Annotated in this window: 19 protein-coding genes; 7 read left to right on the top strand and 12 right to left on the bottom strand. The window is 66.6% G+C overall.

Annotated features, from left to right (window positions below; all coding sequences use genetic code 11):
- Window positions 1-4: 4 nt before the first annotated feature.
- From IPM80_10240 to IPM80_10215, 6 genes are all read right to left on the bottom strand, one after another.
- On the bottom strand, window positions 5-2,185 hold the full coding sequence (locus IPM80_10240; protein MBK8958798.1) for an amidase: 2,181 nt from the start codon (window positions 2,183-2,185) through the stop codon (window positions 5-7).
- Window positions 2,182-2,670: a hypothetical protein gene (locus IPM80_10235; GenBank protein ID MBK8958797.1), complete on the bottom strand. Its 489-nt coding sequence runs from the start codon at window positions 2,668-2,670 to the stop codon at window positions 2,182-2,184. The genes IPM80_10240 and IPM80_10235 overlap by 4 nt, the downstream gene beginning before the upstream one ends.
- 28 nt (window positions 2,671-2,698) lie before the next feature.
- Window positions 2,699-4,939, bottom strand: a complete 2,241-nt coding sequence (locus tag IPM80_10230) for a xanthine dehydrogenase family protein molybdopterin-binding subunit (protein MBK8958796.1) — start codon at window positions 4,937-4,939, stop codon at window positions 2,699-2,701.
- The gene (locus tag IPM80_10225; GenBank protein MBK8958795.1) at window positions 4,936-5,406 is read right to left on the bottom strand and encodes a (2Fe-2S)-binding protein; all 471 of its coding nucleotides are present in this window, start codon (window positions 5,404-5,406) and stop codon (window positions 4,936-4,938) included. Before IPM80_10225 ends, IPM80_10230 begins: the two co-directional genes overlap by 4 nt.
- A 10-nt stretch (window positions 5,407-5,416) precedes the next feature.
- Entirely contained in the window at window positions 5,417-6,448 is a 1,032-nt protein-coding gene (locus IPM80_10220; GenBank protein MBK8958794.1) for a 2,5-dihydroxypyridine 5,6-dioxygenase, read from the bottom strand.
- A 99-nt stretch (window positions 6,449-6,547) separates the two neighbouring features.
- Complete coding sequence (locus tag IPM80_10215; protein ID MBK8958793.1) at window positions 6,548-7,588, bottom strand: NADP-dependent oxidoreductase; 1,041 nt, start codon at window positions 7,586-7,588, stop codon at window positions 6,548-6,550.
- A gap of 169 nt (window positions 7,589-7,757) precedes the next feature.
- Between IPM80_10215 and IPM80_10210 the strand changes: the two genes are divergently transcribed.
- The gene (locus IPM80_10210) at window positions 7,758-8,621 is read left to right on the top strand and encodes a phytanoyl-CoA dioxygenase family protein (protein MBK8958792.1); all 864 of its coding nucleotides are present in this window, start codon (window positions 7,758-7,760) and stop codon (window positions 8,619-8,621) included.
- 455 nt (window positions 8,622-9,076) lie between these two features.
- Entirely contained in the window at window positions 9,077-9,754 is a 678-nt protein-coding gene (locus IPM80_10205; protein ID MBK8958791.1) for a PEP-CTERM sorting domain-containing protein, read from the top strand.
- A gap of 3 nt (window positions 9,755-9,757) precedes the next feature.
- On the opposite strand, the gene IPM80_10200 is transcribed toward IPM80_10205, so the two are convergent.
- Complete coding sequence (locus IPM80_10200) at window positions 9,758-10,360, bottom strand: histidine phosphatase family protein (GenBank protein MBK8958790.1); 603 nt, start codon at window positions 10,358-10,360, stop codon at window positions 9,758-9,760.
- A 129-nt stretch (window positions 10,361-10,489) separates the two neighbouring features.
- Here IPM80_10200 and IPM80_10195 point away from each other — a divergent pair, with 129 nt between their 5' ends.
- Window positions 10,490-11,404 (top strand): crotonase/enoyl-CoA hydratase family protein, encoded by a 915-nt coding sequence (locus tag IPM80_10195; GenBank protein MBK8958789.1) that lies wholly within the window; start codon window positions 10,490-10,492, stop codon window positions 11,402-11,404.
- A gap of 4 nt (window positions 11,405-11,408) precedes the next feature.
- On the opposite strand, the gene IPM80_10190 is transcribed toward IPM80_10195, so the two are convergent.
- Window positions 11,409-12,440, bottom strand: a complete 1,032-nt coding sequence (locus tag IPM80_10190) for an LLM class flavin-dependent oxidoreductase (GenBank protein ID MBK8958788.1) — start codon at window positions 12,438-12,440, stop codon at window positions 11,409-11,411.
- A gap of 102 nt (window positions 12,441-12,542) precedes the next feature.
- On the opposite strand from IPM80_10190, the gene IPM80_10185 reads away from it, so the two are divergent.
- The gene (locus IPM80_10185; GenBank protein MBK8958787.1) at window positions 12,543-13,046 is read left to right on the top strand and encodes a nitroreductase family deazaflavin-dependent oxidoreductase; all 504 of its coding nucleotides are present in this window, start codon (window positions 12,543-12,545) and stop codon (window positions 13,044-13,046) included.
- A 35-nt stretch (window positions 13,047-13,081) separates the two neighbouring features.
- Window positions 13,082-14,029 carry a cation transporter gene (locus IPM80_10180; protein ID MBK8958786.1) on the top strand — a complete coding sequence of 316 codons (948 nt, stop codon included), beginning with the start codon at window positions 13,082-13,084 and terminating at the stop codon, window positions 14,027-14,029.
- A gap of 75 nt (window positions 14,030-14,104) precedes the next feature.
- Here IPM80_10180 and IPM80_10175 read toward each other — a convergent pair whose 3' ends face one another.
- Complete coding sequence (locus tag IPM80_10175) at window positions 14,105-14,377, bottom strand: hypothetical protein (protein MBK8958785.1); 273 nt, start codon at window positions 14,375-14,377, stop codon at window positions 14,105-14,107.
- Here IPM80_10175 and IPM80_10170 point away from each other — a divergent pair.
- On the top strand, window positions 14,376-14,984 hold the full coding sequence (locus IPM80_10170) for a PEP-CTERM sorting domain-containing protein (GenBank protein ID MBK8958784.1): 609 nt from the start codon (window positions 14,376-14,378) through the stop codon (window positions 14,982-14,984). The genes IPM80_10175 and IPM80_10170 overlap by 2 nt on opposite strands.
- Here the strand turns inward: IPM80_10170 and IPM80_10165 are convergent.
- From IPM80_10165 to IPM80_10155, 3 genes are all read right to left on the bottom strand, one after another.
- On the bottom strand, window positions 14,981-15,520 hold the full coding sequence (locus IPM80_10165) for a hypothetical protein (GenBank protein ID MBK8958783.1): 540 nt from the start codon (window positions 15,518-15,520) through the stop codon (window positions 14,981-14,983). The genes IPM80_10170 and IPM80_10165 overlap by 4 nt on opposite strands.
- Entirely contained in the window at window positions 15,517-15,675 is a 159-nt protein-coding gene (locus IPM80_10160) for a hypothetical protein (GenBank protein MBK8958782.1), read from the bottom strand. The genes IPM80_10165 and IPM80_10160 overlap by 4 nt, the downstream gene beginning before the upstream one ends.
- A 132-nt stretch (window positions 15,676-15,807) precedes the next feature.
- Window positions 15,808-16,965: a CoA transferase gene (locus tag IPM80_10155; protein MBK8958781.1), complete on the bottom strand. Its 1,158-nt coding sequence runs from the start codon at window positions 16,963-16,965 to the stop codon at window positions 15,808-15,810.
- 216 nt (window positions 16,966-17,181) lie between these two features.
- Here IPM80_10155 and IPM80_10150 point away from each other — a divergent pair, with 216 nt between their 5' ends.
- Window positions 17,182-18,081: a crotonase/enoyl-CoA hydratase family protein gene (locus IPM80_10150; protein ID MBK8958780.1), complete on the top strand. Its 900-nt coding sequence runs from the start codon at window positions 17,182-17,184 to the stop codon at window positions 18,079-18,081.
- The last annotated feature ends 78 nt before the right edge of the window (window positions 18,082-18,159 follow it).

Here is an 18,159-nt window from a genome sequence, read left to right as displayed (position 1 = left end):
TGGGTCATGCTGAAGCCTGACCCACAATGAAATAGCCCTGCCTCCCGACCTTTCTGTGGGTCATGCTGAAGCCTGGTCCACAAGAATGCCCGGCCGCCTGAGTTCCCTGTGGGTCAGGCTTCAGCCTGACATCGCCGCGTTCATTGCCGGCATCGCGACAGGAATCTACACGCCTCCCACCACCACGTAAGCGCCCGCCGCGCCGCCGTGGTGGTCTTCCGCGAGCGCCGTGATGACCGATCCATAGGGGCCGCGCCAGCGGCTGTGCAGGGCGTAATGGGTGTCGAAGGGCAGCCGTACTTCGGCGCGAAACCCAGCGCCCTCCTGGCGCAGCAGCTGCGGCGTGCCATTGACCCACAGCGCCAGCTTTGCGAGCGGCGCGCTGCTGCTCACTTTGCCGGATATCGTCAGGGTCACCATGCCGTCGCCATCGACATCCGGAGATCCCGGCGCCCAGCTCGAGCGCAGGCAAGGCCTGCATGCCTGGCACGCGCGCGGCCGGCAAGGCGCCGTCATCGGCGAGCGGCGGCGTGCGTGGTGCGGCGCGACGTTGTCGCGTGCACTGTTCGAAGGCAAACGCGGCGGCGAGCAGCCGTGCATCGTCGTAGGCGCGTCCGGCGAAGGTCAGACCGATGGGCATGTGGATGTCGGCGAGCATGCCCATCGGCACGGTCACGGTCGGCACGCCGAAATGGCGGATGGCCTGGTTGCCGTTGGCCACCCAGGTGCCGTTGCGCCACGCGATGTCGGCCGCGCGCCGGTTGTAGTCGGCATCGGCCGGCGCGATGTCGGCCACCGCCGGAAACACCAGCATGTCCAGACCCTCGGCATCGAGCCACGCTTCCAAATCCTGCTTGCGCGTTTGTTCGAGGCCGCGCAGTCCCGCGGCAAGATGCGGGATGTCGTTGTGCGGCGTGACGCCGGCCTTGGCGGCGTTGGCGTAGTCGCCGAAATTGGGAATGCCCTCGTAGCGATCGCGCTCGGCGCCTGGCAGGCGCGGAATGATGAGATCCGGCGCCACGTCGGCAAGGTTCGCGAGATGCGGGTCGGCATTGGCGGCCAGGAAATCGTCCCACGCAAACACGATCGCGTCGAAGCCCTCGGCATGCGCGAACTCGGCGGGCGCCAGTCCACGCTCGACCATGGTCATGGCGCCGGGCCGGTCTTTTTCGTAGTTCGAAACCAAGGGGAAGTCGACTTCCAAGACTTCCGCGCCGGCCGCCGTCAGGGCGCGTGCCGCCGCCTGCCAGCAGGCTATGACCGAGGCGCGCGTGGCGATGGGGCGCGTGCTCGCGGCGTCGCGGTTGATGTACATGCGCGGCACGCCGATCCGTTTGCCACGCAGGGCCCCGGCATCGCCGAGTGCGCTGTAGTCGGCGGGGCGCAACGCCGACGCGGCGGGCAGCTGCACGGCGGTTTGCGCACGCCAGAAATCACCGCGTGCGACAGGGTCGTCCTTCACCACCACGTTCAACACGTCGAGCAGGCAGGCCACGCTGCGCGCGTAGGGCACCACCACGTCCATGGTCGGAATCAAGGGCCAATTGCCGCGCATGGAGATCATGCCGCGCGACGGCGTGTAGGCGACCAGGCCGTTGTTGGTGGCGGGCGCGCGACCCGACGACCAGGTCTCTTCGGCGAGCGCGAAGGCGGCGAAGCCCGCCGCGAGGCCGCTGCCCGAGCCGTTGGAGGAACCGGAGGCGAAGGCGGCGGTGAGGAAGGCTGCGTTATACGGACTTTCCGCGCGCCCGAACAAGCCGCGTTGCATGCCTCCCGCCGCCATCGGCGGCATGGTGGTCAGACCCATGAGTATGGCGCCGGCCGCGCGCAGCTCGGCGATGACAAAGGCATCTTCGCGCGCGATGAGATGTTCGAAGGCCGGCGAACCGCTGGTGAGCGGCAGCCCCTTGACTGCGTAGCTGGCCTTGGCGAGATAGGGAATGCCGTCCAGCGGCCCGCGCGTTTCGCCCTTGCGGCGTCGTTCGTCGGCGGCGCGCGCCTCGGCAAACAGTTGCGGGTTCAGAATCGGCACGGCGTTCAAGCGAATGCCGTGATGATCGTAATGCGCGATGCGGTTGAGGTAACGACACACCAGCGCCGTTGCGCTCAAGCGGCCGGCGGCGAGCGCCGCACGCAGCTCGGCGATGCTCGCTTCGCGAATGCCGTGTTCGAAATCTTCGCTCATGGGCGTGTCCTGTCGTATTCGGGATCGAGTGCGGTCGGCAATGCATGGGCGAGCAGCCACGCGCGCGCATCTTCGGCATCTTCGACCAGCCAACGCGCGGCGCTGCCGAGCCGGAATGAATAACCCCAGGCGTCCATGTCGGTCAGCATGCGTGACTGGCCGAATCCCGGCAGCTCCGCCGCCAGCACGATGGACAGGTAACACACCGCGCATTCCTCGGTGTCGCTGCCGCCGGCATCGGTGTGCAGGTTGGCGCGGCGTTCGTCGTCGGCGCAGACGTAATGGCAACCTTCGTGCAGGGCCGAATGCACCGGTGTGTCGGCGCGCACGTAGAGCGTCGATTTCACCAAGCCCGCTTCGCATTCGCCCCAGTAGCTGCCGGGGATCTCGCCGCCGTCGGCCAGCCATTCAACAGCCAGGCCATGGAGCGCAAACACCGCGCGCAGCGCCAGGCCCAGCGCGCTGTCGGCGGCGCCGACGCGCATCACATCGGGCGCGTTCATGGGCAGCGCGCTAAGCCTTGCGCGGCGTGAGCTTGTGCGCGGCCAGCGGCAGCGAACGCACGCGCGGTCCGCCCGCTGCGTACACCGCGTCGACCAGCGCCGCCACCGCCACCGGCACCGCTTCCTCGCCGATGCCACTGGGCCGGCCGCTGGACGGCTGGATGTGCACCTCGACGCGCGGCATGGCCATCATCTTCATGACCGGGTAGTCGTTGAAGTTGCCTTGTTCGACGCGACCGTCACGCAGGGTGATCTGGCCATACATCGCATTCGACAGGCCGAAGGCGATGCCGCCCTGCACCTGTGCCTCGACGTTGCGCGGATTGATGGCGAGCCCGACATCGACCACCGCGATCACGCGCTCGACGCGCAGCCGGCCTTCAGCATCGAGGGCGACGTCCATGGCCATGGCCACGCACGAGGAGTGATAGCCGGGCACGTAGCTCATGTCCGTGACCGCGATGCCACGCCCCTTGCCCGGCGCATCGAGGCGCGCGCCGCCGGCGAGCTTCACCACCGTTTCGAGCAGCGACTTCTGGCGCCTGATGCGCGCCAGCGCGTCGTCGTAATCGCTGCGTTGGCGCGACAGGCGTGACTCGTCGAGCAGCGCGAACTGCATCTCGATGCTGCTCTTGCCGGCCGCTTCCGCCAGTTCGCCGAGGAAGCCGAGGTTCATCCACAGGCCCTGGGTATGGGCCACGCCGCGCATCCAGCCGAACGGTGGCGGCGTGTCGATGCTCGAGTATTCGCAGCGCACATGGTCGATGGCGAACGGGATGCGCGACATGCCGTAGGGCTGCAGCGGCGCGCGACCGAAAGCGACATGGCTGTGCCACGCGACGACGCGCCCCTCTGCATCGAGTCCGCCGCGCATGCGCGCCGCCGCCACCGGTGCGTAGTAACCGCGCCGCGTGGTTTCCTCGCGCGAGGCGATGAGCTTGACCGGTACGTTCGGCAATTGCGCCGCGACCTGTACCGCCTGGCTCACGTAGTCGTTGGACAGGCGCCGGCCAAAACCGCCGCCGCTCAAGGTCAAATGCAGCTTGACGTCCTTCAAGGGGCGCTGCGCGGCGTAGGCGGCGATGCGCAGCGCCTCGTCGGCATATTGGCTGGGCGCCCATGCTTCCACGCCTTGCGCGGTGACCAGCGCCGTCGCGTTCATGGGCTCGAGCGGCGCATGTTCCATGTAGGGATAGCGATACTCGGCCGCGATGGTCCTGGCGGCCGTGGCGAGTGCCGCGTCGACATCGCCTTCGCCGCGCATCACCGTGCCCGGCTGCTTCAAGGCCGCGTCCAGCGCGGTGGCGATGGCGGCGCTGTCGACCTTGGCGTTGGCGCCCTCGTCCCAGCTGATGGGCAAGGCGCGCAAGGCTTGCTCGGCCAGCCACCAGCTGTCGGCGATCACCGCCACTGCGTCGTCCATCTGCCAGTCGATGATGTCCCACAGCGTATCGGGCACGGTGTAGCCCGACGGTCCGGCCTTGATTGCGACCACCTTGATGACGCCCGGCATGGCCATCACCTTGCTCGCATCGAAGCCGCGCAGACGGCCGCCGAACACCGGCGACTGGCGCACGGCGGCGTATTTCATGCCCGGCAAGCTGACATCGATGCCGAATTGAGCCGCGCCGGTGGCCTTGGCCTCGGCATCGAGGCGCGGCAGCGACTGGCCGATGAGTTTCCATTGCCCGCGGTCTTTGAGCTCGAGGCTGGCCGCCGGCGGCACCGGCAAGGCGGCCGCCGCCTTCGCCACTTCGGCAAAGCCGAGGCTGCGGCCGCTCGCGCCGTGCCGGATGCGCGCGCCTTCGATGACTAGCGCCTCGACCTCAACCTTCAACTTCGCGGCCGCCGCCGTCAGCAGCATGCGTTTCACCTGCGCGCCGGCAAGACGCATAGGTTCGAACAGCAGGTCCGACGACCAGCTGTTCAAGGTCGCGGTGTGCACGTAGACATTGTGCCGCTCGCGGTTGATCTGCGCGTCGAAATACTCGGTATCGAATTCGCCCCAGGCGAGGTCCATTTCCTCGGCGATGAGCTGCGCGAGGCTGGTGGTGACGCCCTGGCCGAGCTCCGATTGCGGAATGCGGATCACCACGCGGCCGTCGGCGCGAATGACTATCCACGACGTGACTTCCGCCTCGCCACCGGCCGCGACGGCGCCGAGCCCGCTCACACCGAAGCCCACCGCGCCCGCGCCGAGCAGGCTTGCCTTCAACAGCGCGCGGCGCGTCAACATGGGCGCGGCGCTCATGCGCTCTGACCGTTGCGCATCTGGCTGGCGGCGTCGAGGATCGCGGCGATGATGCGCTCGTAGGTGCCGCAACGGCACAGGTTGGTGATGGCCTGGCGGATGTCGGCGTCGCTCGGCGCGGGATTGCGTTTCAACAGGTCCGCCGCCGCCATGATCATGCCCGACTGGCAGTAGCCGCATTGCGGCACCTGGTGGGTTATCCAGGCTTTCTGCAGCAGGTGCAGGCCGTCGGCGCCGTAGCCTTCGATGGTCAGCACCTCCTTGCCGGCGGTCATTTCCAACGGCACCTGGCAGGCGCGCATGGCGGTGCCGTCGAGATGCACGGTGCAGGCGCCGCAGGCGCCGATGCCGCAGCCGTACTTGGTGCCGGTCAGGCCGAGCTGTTCGCGCAGCACCCACAAGAGTGGCATCTCGCCTACCGCGTCGATGCTGACCGCTTTGCCGTTGACCTTGAGTGATGTCGTCATGATCAGGATCTCATTCCACCAGTGCACCGGCCCGCACCACCACCCGCTCATCGAGTTTGACGGTGCAGCCGCGCAGCGGGATGTCGATATGGCAGGCGGTATTGCGCGTGCCGCCCACCTCGGTATTGGGGCCGAGCGAGAACAGGAAATTGCCGGCGAAGGCGCGCGCGTCCATGGCGATGGTCTGTTCACGATCGTAGAGGCTCAGGGTCGACCACTTGGCGCGATGCTGCAGACCCCAGCCGACATGGGACAGCGCATAGCCTTCCGGGTCGTTGAAACTCTGCATGTACTCGTTGAAGAGGTCAGCCTCGAGGCCGCCGGCGATGTCGGTCACGTAGCCGTGCTTGACGGTGAGCGTGACGGGCGCCGACAGGTAGCGTTTCTGCGGCAGCAGGATGTCGCCCTGGTCGAGCACGATGGTGCCGTCGGACGCGCCTTCGTTGGGCCAGGTGAACAGGAAGCCGCTCGGCCAGTGATCCCAGCGCCCCGGCTCGTCGACGAAACCGTATTCCTTGATGACCGGGTATTGCCCGAGGCGGAACATGACATCGGTGCCGGCCGCGGACGTCACGTGCATGGTGCGCGCGCTGGCGAGATGCACGGCCGCGGCGTTGACCCGCGCGCGGTCTTCGAGCGTCGGCAACAGGCGCAGCAACACTTCCGGCGGTTCGACCGCCAGCAGGATGCGCGTGCCCGATTCCAGGATCTGCTGCTGCTCCGGCGAGAACAGCAAGAGCATGAGATCGATCACGAGGCTGCTGGCAAGGCAGGCGGCCATGGCGGCGCGATTGCCGGTCAGGGGCGTGGTGCCGAGGTAGGCGAGCGGATCGCGGCTCAGGGACTTGTCCGCGTTCAAAGGTTCGAGAGCGATGCAGGTCGGTATCGCGCCGAGCGCGCGCACCGCGGCGATGGCGGTGCGCAGGGTCTGGGCATGGGTGTGGCTGCCGGTGAGCAGCGTGATGTTGTCGCCGGCCCTTACCTCGCACAGCGTGAGTACCGATTTCCAGGCTTCGACTAGCGCGTGATCGCTGACTGGCATGAACTCACCTCGTGCGATGGGGGGCGGCGCCGCGGCGCGCCGCGCTAGCCGCAGAATAGCGCATCGAAACCGCGCACCGCATCACGCCTCCGGCCGTGCTCAGCGCGTGTCGGCGGCGCTGTCGTCGACCGCCACCAGCAGCGTGCCCTGGTTGGTGCCGCTGAACAGCGTGGCGAAGGCTCGGGGCAGCTTGTCGAAGCCCTGGTAGAGATCTTCGCGATAGACTATGCGGCCGGCCGCCGACCAGGCCTTCAGATCCGTCACCGCCTCGCCGAAGCGCGCCACGTAGTTGCCGCACAGGAAGCCCTGCATGCGTATGCTGCCGTAGATGAGGCGCATCATGTTGCGTGGGCCCTCGGCCTGGGCATTGCTGTCGTAGCTCGAGATCTGGCCGCACAGCACGATGCGTCCCAACGGCGCCATGTTGTTGACGGCCGCCTGCAGGATGTCGCCGCCGACGTTGTCGTAGAACACGTCGATGCCTTTCGGGCACAGCGCCGCGAGGCGCGCTTCGACGTTCTCCGACTTGTAGTCGATGACGCCGTCGAGGCCGCAGTCGTTCTTGAGCCACGCGCACTTTTCCGCGCCGCCGGCGATGCCGATCACGGTCATGCCCTTGATCTTGCCGATCTGGGCGGCGGTCGAACCGGTCGAGCCGGCCGCGCCCGACACCACCAGGGTTTCGCCGGCCTTGGCCGCGCCGACATCGAGCAAACCGAAGTAGGCAGTGATGGGATTCAGGCCGTAGCGGCCGATGGCATCGATGAAGCTGATGCCGTCCACCAACTTGCTCGGCGCGCGCACGGTCGAGCCGCCGACCGTGGTGTAGTCCTGCCAGCTCGAAAACGCGAACACGCGATCGCCGGGTTTGAAATCCGGGTTGTTGCTTTCGACCACGCGGCCCACCGCCGGCGCGAATATCGGCTGGCCGAGCGGGATGGACGGGTAGAAGCTGTTGCCGGGCGGGTCCATCCAATTGCGCATGGTCGGCGCGCACAGGAACACCACGTTGCGCACGCGCATTTCCCCCGGCGCGAGCGGCGCGCTGGGCATGGGCACTTCGCGATATTCGAAATCGTCCATGCGCAGATGTCCGCTCGGCCGCGCGCGCAGCAGCCACTGGCGATTCACTTCGGCCATGTTGGTTCTCCTGTATCGAGTGAGGGGCCGCATAGGGTGACGGCAGCGGCCGGCCGGTGGCAAGCCGCTTTGTCGCCGCGCGTGGCGCGGCCCCACCTTCGGGGGTATGCGCCACGGCGACCATCACTTAAGTTGCGAGGCATTGCCTGTCACCGTTGCGAGGCCCCGTATGTCCATCACCGCTTGCCGTCATGTCGACGAAGCACTGGCCCAACTCGACGAGCATGGGCTGGCATTGCTCGCCGACGCCCTGTCCCGCGACGAAGTGCGGGACGTGCGCGCGCGGCTCGAGGCCGCGGCGCTCGCCAGCGAAGAAGACGAGGTGCCGACGCGCGGCTACGCCTTCGACTGCGACGAGCGCAATCGCCGCGTGTTCCAGCTGTTCAATCTCGACCCGCTGTTCATCGACCTCGTGCAGCGTGCGCCGGCGCTGGATTTCGTGCGCCACAGTCTCGGTGATTCCTTTCTCATCTCGAACTTCAGCGCCAATATCACCGCGCCCGGCAGTCAACGCATGCTGCTGCACGCCGACCAGGGTTATGTCGACTCGCCGTGGGCGGGCCCGGCGCTGGCCTGCAACGTCGGCTGGCTGCTCGATGATTTCACCGCCGAGAACGGCGGCACCTGTTACGTGCCGGGCTCCCATCGCATGGGGCGCGGTCCGCGACGTGGCGAAGCGGTGGAAACCGTCGCCATCGAAGCGCCGGCCGGCAGCATGCTGGTGATGGACGGGCGTTTGTGGCACCAGACCGGCGCCAACCATTCCGCCGACAGCCAGCGCGCCGCGCTTTTCGGTTATTACGTGGTGCGCTGGCTGCGTCCGCAGATCAACTGGAACGCCGCGCTGTGGCCGCAAGTGGCGGCCGCCATGACGCCCGAGTTCCTCGACATGCTGGGCTATTACACCGGCAACACCGAGTACCAGATCCCCTGCGGTCGGCGCGCCACCGTGCGCCGACCGGCGGCCTTGCAGGCGATGCAGGACGGCAGCCATGCCCTGCATGGCGGCGGGGTGAAGCGCAGCGCGAGTTGATCCTTGTGCCTTTGGCGCAGGGATTTGTTCGCGACCCAATGTCAGGCTGAAGCCTGACCCACAACAAGAGGCATGTGCCCTGAATGTCAGGCTGAAGCCTGACCCACAACCAAGAGGCATGTGCCCTGAATGTCAGGCTGAAGCCTGACCCACAACCAAGAGGCATGTGCCCTGAATGTCAGGCTGAAGCCTGACCCACAACCAAGAAGGCACGGGTCCTGTGGGTCAGGCTTCAGCCTGACATTCAAATGCACATACCATTGCCGACAGCAGCCGCGGCATCAGCCACCCAAAGCGTGCGCCCGTCACACAAAGCCGGCAGCAATCGTCAAGCATTGTCGCGGCGCTGAAAACTGCGAACCGCGGTCGACCGCCGTTGCCGACGCCTCACTAAGCTCCACTCCAACAGCGCACAGGCTTTCGTTTGTGACGCAATGTTTCCAAGGAGCACAGCAGTGAATTTCAAAGGCGCAATGTTGGGTGTGATGGGATGGGTGGCGAGCCTGTCGGCGGCGGCCCAGACCATCGACTACGGCAGCTTCGTGCTGGACTTCGACGACTCGACTGTCTTCGGCGCGCCGAGTGTCGACCTGGGCGGCGCGGGCGGCCTGGTGAGCGTGTCGTGGGCGGTGCCGGGCAGCGTGCAGCTGGCGGTGACCGACAGTCTCGACTTCGCCGAGTTCGAGCTGCCGTCATTCACCATCAGCGCTGCCAACGGCGGCCATTTGAGCGGTGCGGTCAACGGCTTTTTCGGCAACCTGGTGTTCAGCGAATTCGGCGAGAGCGCGACGCTCGCGACGCTCGACGGCGTGGTCTCCATCGACGGCTCCGCGCCGCAGGTCATGAGCGGCGAGATGTCGCGCACCGTCACCAGCAACGATCCGGGCGTGTTCAGCGGCGGCTACTACTCGGCGGTCGCCAGCGCGCCGCTCGGCGAGTTCTCGTCGCTGTCGTTCAGCAACGGGCACCTCGCCCTCATCGTATTCGGTACGGGCTCGATCCTGGCCCAGCCGCAGAACGAGATGCGCGTCAGCTTCTTTGCCGCGCCGGCCACGGTGCCGGTGCCGACCGCGCTGTGGCTGTTCGGCTCGGCGCTGGGTGGGCTCGGCCTGCTGCGTCGTCGCTCCGCCTGAGGTTCAGGCGATGCCGCCCGCCTGCGCATCGTCGAGGTGGGCGATGGAGGCGAGTTCGCGCAGGCGCCACGGCGCGCCGCGCTCGACCAGCGTCACCGAGGTGTTGTGCACCACGAGATCCGGCGTCAGTACGCAGTCGCCGAGCGTGAGCTTGCGTTCGATCAACGAGCGCAGCACCAGGCCATGGGTCACCACCGCGAGATCACCTTCGACCTTGGCCGCGTGGTCCTGGATCAGCTGCCAGGCCTGATCGACGCGCGCATGGAACGCCGCCCAGCCTTCGCCATTGGGCGGCACGAAGTCGGGCGCCATGATGTCGACGCCGTGCTCGGCATAGGCCGAGCCGCGAAAATCCCCGAAATTCCGTTCACGCAGGCTGGCATGCTCGAGCATGGGCGCGCCGGTGTGTGCCACCACGCTGGCGGCGGTCATGCGCGCGCGCCGGTAATCACTGGAAAGCACCAGGCCGATGTTGCGCGTGCCGAGATGGCGGCCGAGACGCAGTGCCTGCTCTATGCCGTTGGCGCCGAGCGGCGTGTCGGGAAACTGGACGACGCGTCCAGCGTTGAGTTCGGTTTCACCGTGGCGGATCAGCAGCAGGGTCATGGGTTCACGCGGTGATTTGGATGGGCGCAGTCTAGCTTGAACGACGCCGCGATGGGCGTACGCAAGTCGTCGTTGTCGCGTGCCGGTCTTTATAATCGCCCCACTGATTACCCATCGCCCGCACGGGGAGTGCCGACCATGTCCTACCAAACCCTGGTCTACGGCGTCGAAGACGCGATTGCGACCATCACCTTGAACCGGCCCGACGACCTGAACACCATCGTGCCGCCCATGACCGATGAACTCGAGGCGGCGGTGGCATGCGCGGTGCGCGATGCCAAGGTCAAGGTCATCGTGCTGCGCGGCGCCGGCCGTGCGTTCTGCGCGGGCTTCAATTTCAGCGGCGGCTTCCATCACTGGGACGACACCATCAATACCGGCGGCGCCTGGGACGCCGGCAAGGATTTCATCGCCACCTGTTCACCGGTCACCGGCTGGGTGCCGAAATTCATGAGCCTGTGGCACAGCCCCAAGCCCGTCATCGCCATGGTGCACGGTTGGGCGCTGGGCGGTGGCAGTGAAATGGCTTTGTGCGCGGACATCGTGCTGATGAGCGAGGACGCGCGCATCGGCACGCCGTATTCGCGCATGTGGGGCTGTCATCACGCCGGCATGTGGGTGCACCGCCTGGGCCTCGCCAAGGCCAAGGAACTGGCGCTGACCGGGCGGCCGCTGTCGGGCACCGAGGCGGTGCAATGTGGCTTGGTCAATCGCGCCGTGCCCTTCGAGCAACTGGAAGGCGAGGCCTACAAGCTCGCGCGCGAGCTGACGTCGATACCGCTGTCGCAGCTCGCCGCCATGAAGCTGGTGGTCAACCAGGCCTACGAGAACATGGGCCTGCGCTCGACGCAGCTGTTGGGCTCAGTGCTCGATGGCCTGATGCGCAATACACCCGAGGCGCTGGCGTTCATCGACTACGCGGAGAAGGCCGGCGTGCCGGCGGCGGTCGCCGAGCGCGATCGCCTGTTCGGCGATTACTCGCAGGGCACGGCGGACGACAAGCCCAATCCGCGCAACGCCTATCCCTCGCCGAAATCGGCGTGAGGCATCACGCGCGCGCGTGGCGGTCGAACACCGATGGCAGGAAGGCCTCGGCGCCGCGCGCGAAGCTCTCCATGGTGCCGCCCTGGGGACTGATGATGACGGTATCGACGCCGGCCGCGTAGTCGGCCGCCACCAACGCGCGGCAACGCGCCTCGTTGCCGAAGCTGAAGATGCGCTCGACGATGTCGTCGCTGATGGCGGCGGTGATGCGGCGCCGATCGCGTGTCGCATAGCCGGCGCGCGCTTCCTCGACGGCGTGGCCGTAGCCGAGTTCAATCATGACGTTCTGGTATTGCGCGGCGGACGCGTAGAACGCGAGGTGCTGGCGGAAATATTCCATGCCGCCGGCGGCATCGTCGGTCAGGTACAGCGCGCGACGCTTGATGATCTCGAGATCTTCCACGCGCCGACCGCCACGCTTGGCGCCGACATCGAGACGTTCCAGCGCGTAGGCGAGACGGTCCGGTGGTGTGAAATCGTTGAGCAGCACGCCGTCGGCCACTTCACCGGCGAGTTCCAGCATCTTGCCGCCGATGGCGCCGAGCACGATCGGCACCGGCTGCGTGGGCAGCGATTTCAATTGAAAACCGTGACTGCGCAGCGTTGCGCCATCGAAGGCGGTCTTCTCGCCGTTCAGGATCTGGCGCAGCAGGGCGATGGTCTCACGCACGCGGGTCAGCGGCTTGGCGTAGGGCAGGCCGTACCAGCGTTCAATCATGTTCGGTGTCGAGGCGCCGAGACCCAGCACCAGGCGTCCCGGCGCGCGCGCCTCGGCCGCCACCACCGCGGTCGCGAGCAGGGCCGGCGGGCGGTTGAACACCGGAACGATGCCGGTCGCGAGGCGCACCTTGTCGCAGGTCACGCCCAGGGCCGCCGCCAAGGTCAGCGGATCTTCGAGACCTTCGGCGTCGGCCAGCCACAGGTCGTCGTAGCCGTGGCTCGCGGCCCAGCGGCCGCGTTCGAAGCCGGCGCCGAGACCGGGCGCCGGCCACAGCATGAGGCCCAGGCGACGGGCGCGACCATGATGAGTGTTCATGCCCGGATGATGGCCAAGCGCCGACGCCCTGGCAATGCCACGGAAGGTGAGTGGTAGCATGGCCCGGCATTGCACCATCCAGCCGTCATTCGAGGACCCGCCGTGAGCGCAGACCAACATCGAATCGAGAGCGGCGCGGCCCGGCTGCCGGACGCCGTGCGGCGTGAAATCGCCGCCCATCACGCCCTCTATGCGCGTGACCCGGAGGCGGCCCATCTTTGGGACCCGATTGTCATCGGCGTGCCCGGCGGTCCGGTACGGTGCCTGCTGCTGCACCACCTCGGCCGCAAATCCGGGCGCAAGTTGAATTCCATCCTGCAGTACTACCGGCACGGCGACGAGATAGTGATCGTCGCGTCCAAGGGCGGGCTGCCGCAGCATCCGGTCTGGTATTTGAACCTGCTCGCGGCGCCGGACTGCGAAGTCGAAATCGGTGCGTTCCGCACTCGCGCCGTGGCGCGCCCGTTGGCTGGCGAGGAACGCGCGCGCTGGTGGCGGCGCGTGACGGCCGAGCAAGCGGTGCAAGTCGAGTACCAGGCCCGTACCACGCGCGAGATCCCACTGGTCATGCTCGAACTCGAGACCCGCGCGCCGCTGCGCACCTGATGCATTAAACTCGGCACCGAGCTGCCGCGCCCGCCATGAAATACACCGACCTCGCCCACGATCCGGAAGACACGCAGATCAGCGCCGATGAACGCGGCGCCGCGGCGCTGCGCAGCACCTGGGTCAGCGTGGCGGTCAACGTGGTGCTGGCCACGGTGCAGGTGGTGGTGGGCGTGCTCGCCAAGTCCCAGGGCCTGATTGCCGACGGCATCCATTCGCTGTCGGACCTGGTGGCGGACTTCGTGGTGCTGGTCGCGAGTCATCACAGCCGCAAGGGCGCCGACCTCGATCATCCCTACGGCCACCAGCGTTTCGAGAACGCCGCCTCGCTGGTGCTGGGTGTGCTGCTGCTGGTGGTCGGCATCGGCATGCTGCTGTCAGCGGTGCACAAGCTGCAGGCGCCGGAGTCGGTGCCATCGGTGCACGCCGTCGCGCTGTGGGTGGCGGCGGCCGCGCTGGTGGCCAAGGAAGGCTTGTTCCGCTACATGCTGGCGGTGGCCAAGCGCGTCAAGTCGAGCATGCTGGTGGCCAATGCCTGGCATGCGCGTTCCGATGCGGCCTCGTCGCTGGTGGTCGGCTTCGGCATTGCCGGCAACCTCGCCGGCTACACGATACTCGACCCCATCGCGGCGCTGATCGTCGGCTTCCTGATCGCCAAGATGGGCTGGGGCTTCGGCTGGGACGCGCTGCACGATCTCATGGACCGCGCGGTCGATGAACGAGAAGTCGAGGCCATACGCCAAACCCTGCTCGAAACGCCGGGCGTCAACGGCGTGCACGATCTGCGCACACGCAAGATGGGCGACATGGTAGTGGTCGACGCGCACATCGAAATCGACAGCGGCATCACCGTCGAAGCGGGGCATGACATCGCCGTGGAAGCGCGCGATCGCGTGATGCGTCGTCACCGGGTGTTGAACGTGATGACGCATGTCGATCCGCATGGGCGACCGGATCTGGATCATCCGGGCGCCGCACACTGATCGACATTCGTGCTCGGGCGGTTGGCTGCCGCGACGCTGTTAACAATCGTCACGTCGGCCTGCCACCGCAGCCATCTATTTATAATCGCCTTCACGATCGACGCGCACGCCGCCGTCATCAATCACGCATTCCTGAACCTCGGAGGTTGAAAACGTGTTCCGCCCGGCCGCTTTCCTGCTCGCTGCTGTCATTTCTTTCGCGCACAGCCCATCCAGCCACGCGCTCATCATCGAAGACGAAATGTCGGTCAACATGACGGCGAGTTTCGGCACCACCAATATCTCGCCGTGGACGCGCGTGCGCTTCACCGAGACTTCGTTCGCGGTCAGTGGTGGAGTGCTCAACATGGCAACCTCCCCGTCGCGCGGACTGTGGTTCGGCAACGGCACGGCCATCGGTCACAACCCAGGCTGGGTGTTCGGTTCTTCGTCGGTGGGCACCTACATCGATATCAGCATGAAGCTCGGCGCCAACAGCGAAGACTGGTCGCTGTATGTTCACGATGGCAGCGGCTACGCCGGCTCCCTGACTTTCAATCCCGCCGGTGCCTACAACCTGCCGACCAGCTTTGGCGTTTCCTATCTCCATGCCGAACCCGGTAACGTGGCGGCGAACGGGTTCCTGCCCATGGATCTCAGCGATGGTTTTCATCGCATGGAAGTCCTGCTCAAGAACGGCATGGTCAGCTACGCCATCGATGGGGTGTTGGCCTACAGCGGCCAGGCGTTCCTGAGCGGCACCCAGCAACTGCTGGTGATCGGTGATGGCAGCGGCCCCACCCAGACCGGCGTCGGCAGCATGCAGGTCGACCGCGTGCACATCGATACCGCGCCGCAGATTTCAACCTTGACCAGCGTGCCGGTGCCGGGTGCCTTGCCGCTGCTCGGCAGCGCGCTGGCGGCCGCCGCCTTCATGCGCCGCCGCCGTCGCGACGCTTGCGGGGCGATGACCTAGCCGTCTTTCCCGGTCTTCTTCGCGTTTTGGGCCTCGTGCCGCGCGCGGAACGCGGCAATCGCCTGCAACTGCTCGGCCGCCAGCGGATCGCGCACCGCGCGCAGCGCCGCCTCACTGTCTTGCATGCGGCGATGGGTGCCCTTGAAGTGCGGGATGACGAAATCGCCGAAGATCTCGTAGTGACGTTTCTTGGCGGCGAACGGCGCCCAGTTGTGATCGAACAGGAGATAACAGCCGAAGCCGCCGTTGGACTGCGCCAGCAGGTTCTCGATGTGCGCGATGGCATCCTGCCAGGTGCCGATCACCGTTGAGCCGGTGCCCAGCGCCCACGCTATGTATTCATCGATGGTGCTACCGGTGACCTGCATCTGCGGCGCGGCGGCGGTGTGTTGCAGGTAGTCGCAGAACTCGCGGATGCCGTGCCGCACGTCGGCCAGCGCCTGCTCGCGCGTATCGGCGAGATCAGACCGACCCGCGAGCGGTCGCGGGTCGCCCGCGCGCGGCGGGTGGCGCTTGACGTGGCCCGGTGAGTTCACCGCCCCGCCGCCACTTGGGATGCTGTAGTCGGCTGAGGGCCGATGCTGTCCAACAGCTGCACGATTTCGACATCGCGCTGCAAGGCGTAGGTCGGGTTGTAATGGGTCGGCGGGTGGTGGGGTGGGATGAAGGCACCGAAGCGCATGCGGCTCATGGGTGTTCCCGATCGTAGTCGCTGGGTGCGAATTCATTCGCACATTCGATCGCCAATACCAGCGCCTTGCCGCGCTATTCATTGTGGGTCAGACTGAATTCGCAAACACTACGCCTGACGAATTCCTCAGGCCTAGACCCCCGCCGCCTTCAATGCCGCCCGCGCCGCGCCGTCATGCCCGAGACTTTCCAGCACTTGTTCGGTGTGTTCACCGAGCTTGGCGAATTGGAATTTCAATTGCCCCGGTTCGTGCTTGAACTTCATCGGCAGGCCGACGTGTTCCCAGCCGCGCTCGTCCTCGACGATCATCTGGCGATGGCGGATCTGTACGTCGTCGCAGGCCTCGCGCAGGTTCTTCACGCCGGCAAACGCGGCGTCGACGTTGGCGAATTCCTTTTCCCAGTGCGCCATGGTGTGGCTGCGGAAGGTCTCGCGCAGGAACTCCTTGGCGGGGTTCTGGCCGGGGCCGGGCGGGGTCTTGCAGGCATCGAGCAGATCGGGGCGACCGAGCTTGTTCAGCACCGCCTCGGCGAAATGGTATTCCGAGCCGCCCAGCACCACGTGACGCCCGTCGCTGGTTTCGTAGATGCCGTACATCGCGTAGCCGCCGAGCGCGCGTTCGCTGCCGAGGTCCGGCGGTTGTTTGTTGGCGAAGGTGGTGCCGAAGTTGTTGGCGAGCGCGGCGATGAGACTGTCGGCCATGGCAACGTCGATGTAGTCGCCTTGACCGGTGTCCTTGCGACGCAACAGCGCCATCAGGATCGCCGACAAACTCATCATCGACGACAACATGTCGGCGCCGGCCACGCCCGGAATGGCGGGGCGGCGATCGGGGCCGAGGTTGATGCTGAGCACGCCGGCGATGGCTTCGCAGGTCAAGTCGTGCGCGGGCCGGTGCACGTACGGGCCGTCCTGGCCCCAGGCCGACATCGAGCAATAGACGATGCCGGGATTACGTGCGCGCACCGCCTCGTAGCCGACGCCGAGACGCGCGGCGACGCCGGGCCTGAATGCTTCGATCATGACGTCGCAACGGGCGGCGAGGTCCAGCGCGATGGCGCGCCCTTGCTCGGTCTTGAGATTCAGCTGGATGCTTTTCTTGTTGCGGTGGGTGTTGGCGAAATAGACCGTCATGCCGTCGCGCTTGGGGCCGATCTCGCGGTTCGGTTCGCCGCCGCCGATGGGTTCGAGCTTGATCACTTCCGCGCCGTGGTCGGCCATCATCTGCGTCAGCACCGGGCCGGGCAGGAAGAGCGACAGGTCGAGCACGCGTATACCTTCGAGTTTCATGGTTTGCTCCGCTGGATTCGTGTCACGCCGGGGCCGCGCGGGTCGCGGCGGCGGTGGCGGCATGATAAAGGCTGGGCCCTGTACTCGCGAACTCGTTCGACCCATCAAATGTCAGGCTTCAGCCTGACATTCATGCCGATCACCGCGGCACGGCCTTGGCTTGAATGTGCGAATGAATTCGCACCTACAATCCTTCACCTATCCAGGAGGCCTCCCATGCTCGAACTCAGTACCCTGCGTATCGCCCAGGACCCGCAACAGCCGCGCATCGCGCGCCTGCTCCTGAACCGTCCCGAGCGCTACAACGCCATCAACGACCACACCCCGCGCGAAATTCGCCAGGCGGTCGAATGGGCCAACGGCGTCGAGGCGGTGCACGTGATCGTGGTGGAAGGCGCGGGCAAGGGTTTCTGCGGTGGCTATGACCTCGAACTGTTCGGTGAGAGCGCGGGCGAGCATCCGTGCAAGCAGGAAGCCCATCCCTGGGACCCGATGCAGGACTACGGCTACATGAAGCGCAACACCGACGACTTCATGACGCTGTGGAAGAGTCCCAAGCCGACCATCGCCAAGGTGCATGGCCACGCGGTGGCGGGCGGCAGCGACATCGCCCTGTGCTGCGACCTGTTGGTGATGGCCGAGGACGCGCGCATCGGCTACATGCCGACGCGGGTGTGGGGTTGCCCGACCACCGCCATGTGGGCCTATCGCGTCGGCGCCGCGCGCGCCAAGCAGATGATGTTCACCGGCGACACCATCGACGGACGCCGCGCCGAGGCCTGGGGACTGGCCAATCTCGCGGTGCCGGCCGCCGAGCTCGAAAGCGCCACGCTGCGGCTCGCGATGCGTATCGCGGGCGTGCCGGCCGGCCATCTCGCCATGCACAAGCTGGTGGTCAACCAGATGCTGCTCACCATGGGCCTCGAGCAGAGCCAGAGCCTGGCCACGGTGTTCGACGGTATCACCCGCCACAACCCGGAAGGCCTGTGGTTCCGCCGCTATGCGCAGAGCGAAGGTTTCAAGGCGGCGGTCGAATGGCGCGACTCGGGGCGTCCGATTCCCGAGGGTGACGAAGCGCGCGCGCTGATCCGCGCCATGGAGGCCAAGCGGGAATAAAGGGGGCCGCAATGCAGCACGGAAAAACGCTGGGCGGCGGAGCGCCGGTCGGTTACCTTTGCCCTACACATTTCGCGG

It is taken from the genome of Pseudomonadota bacterium (assembly GCA_016719885.1).
Taxonomy (GTDB): Bacteria; Pseudomonadota; Gammaproteobacteria.
This window is presented reverse-complemented; position numbering and strand designations above follow the sequence as displayed.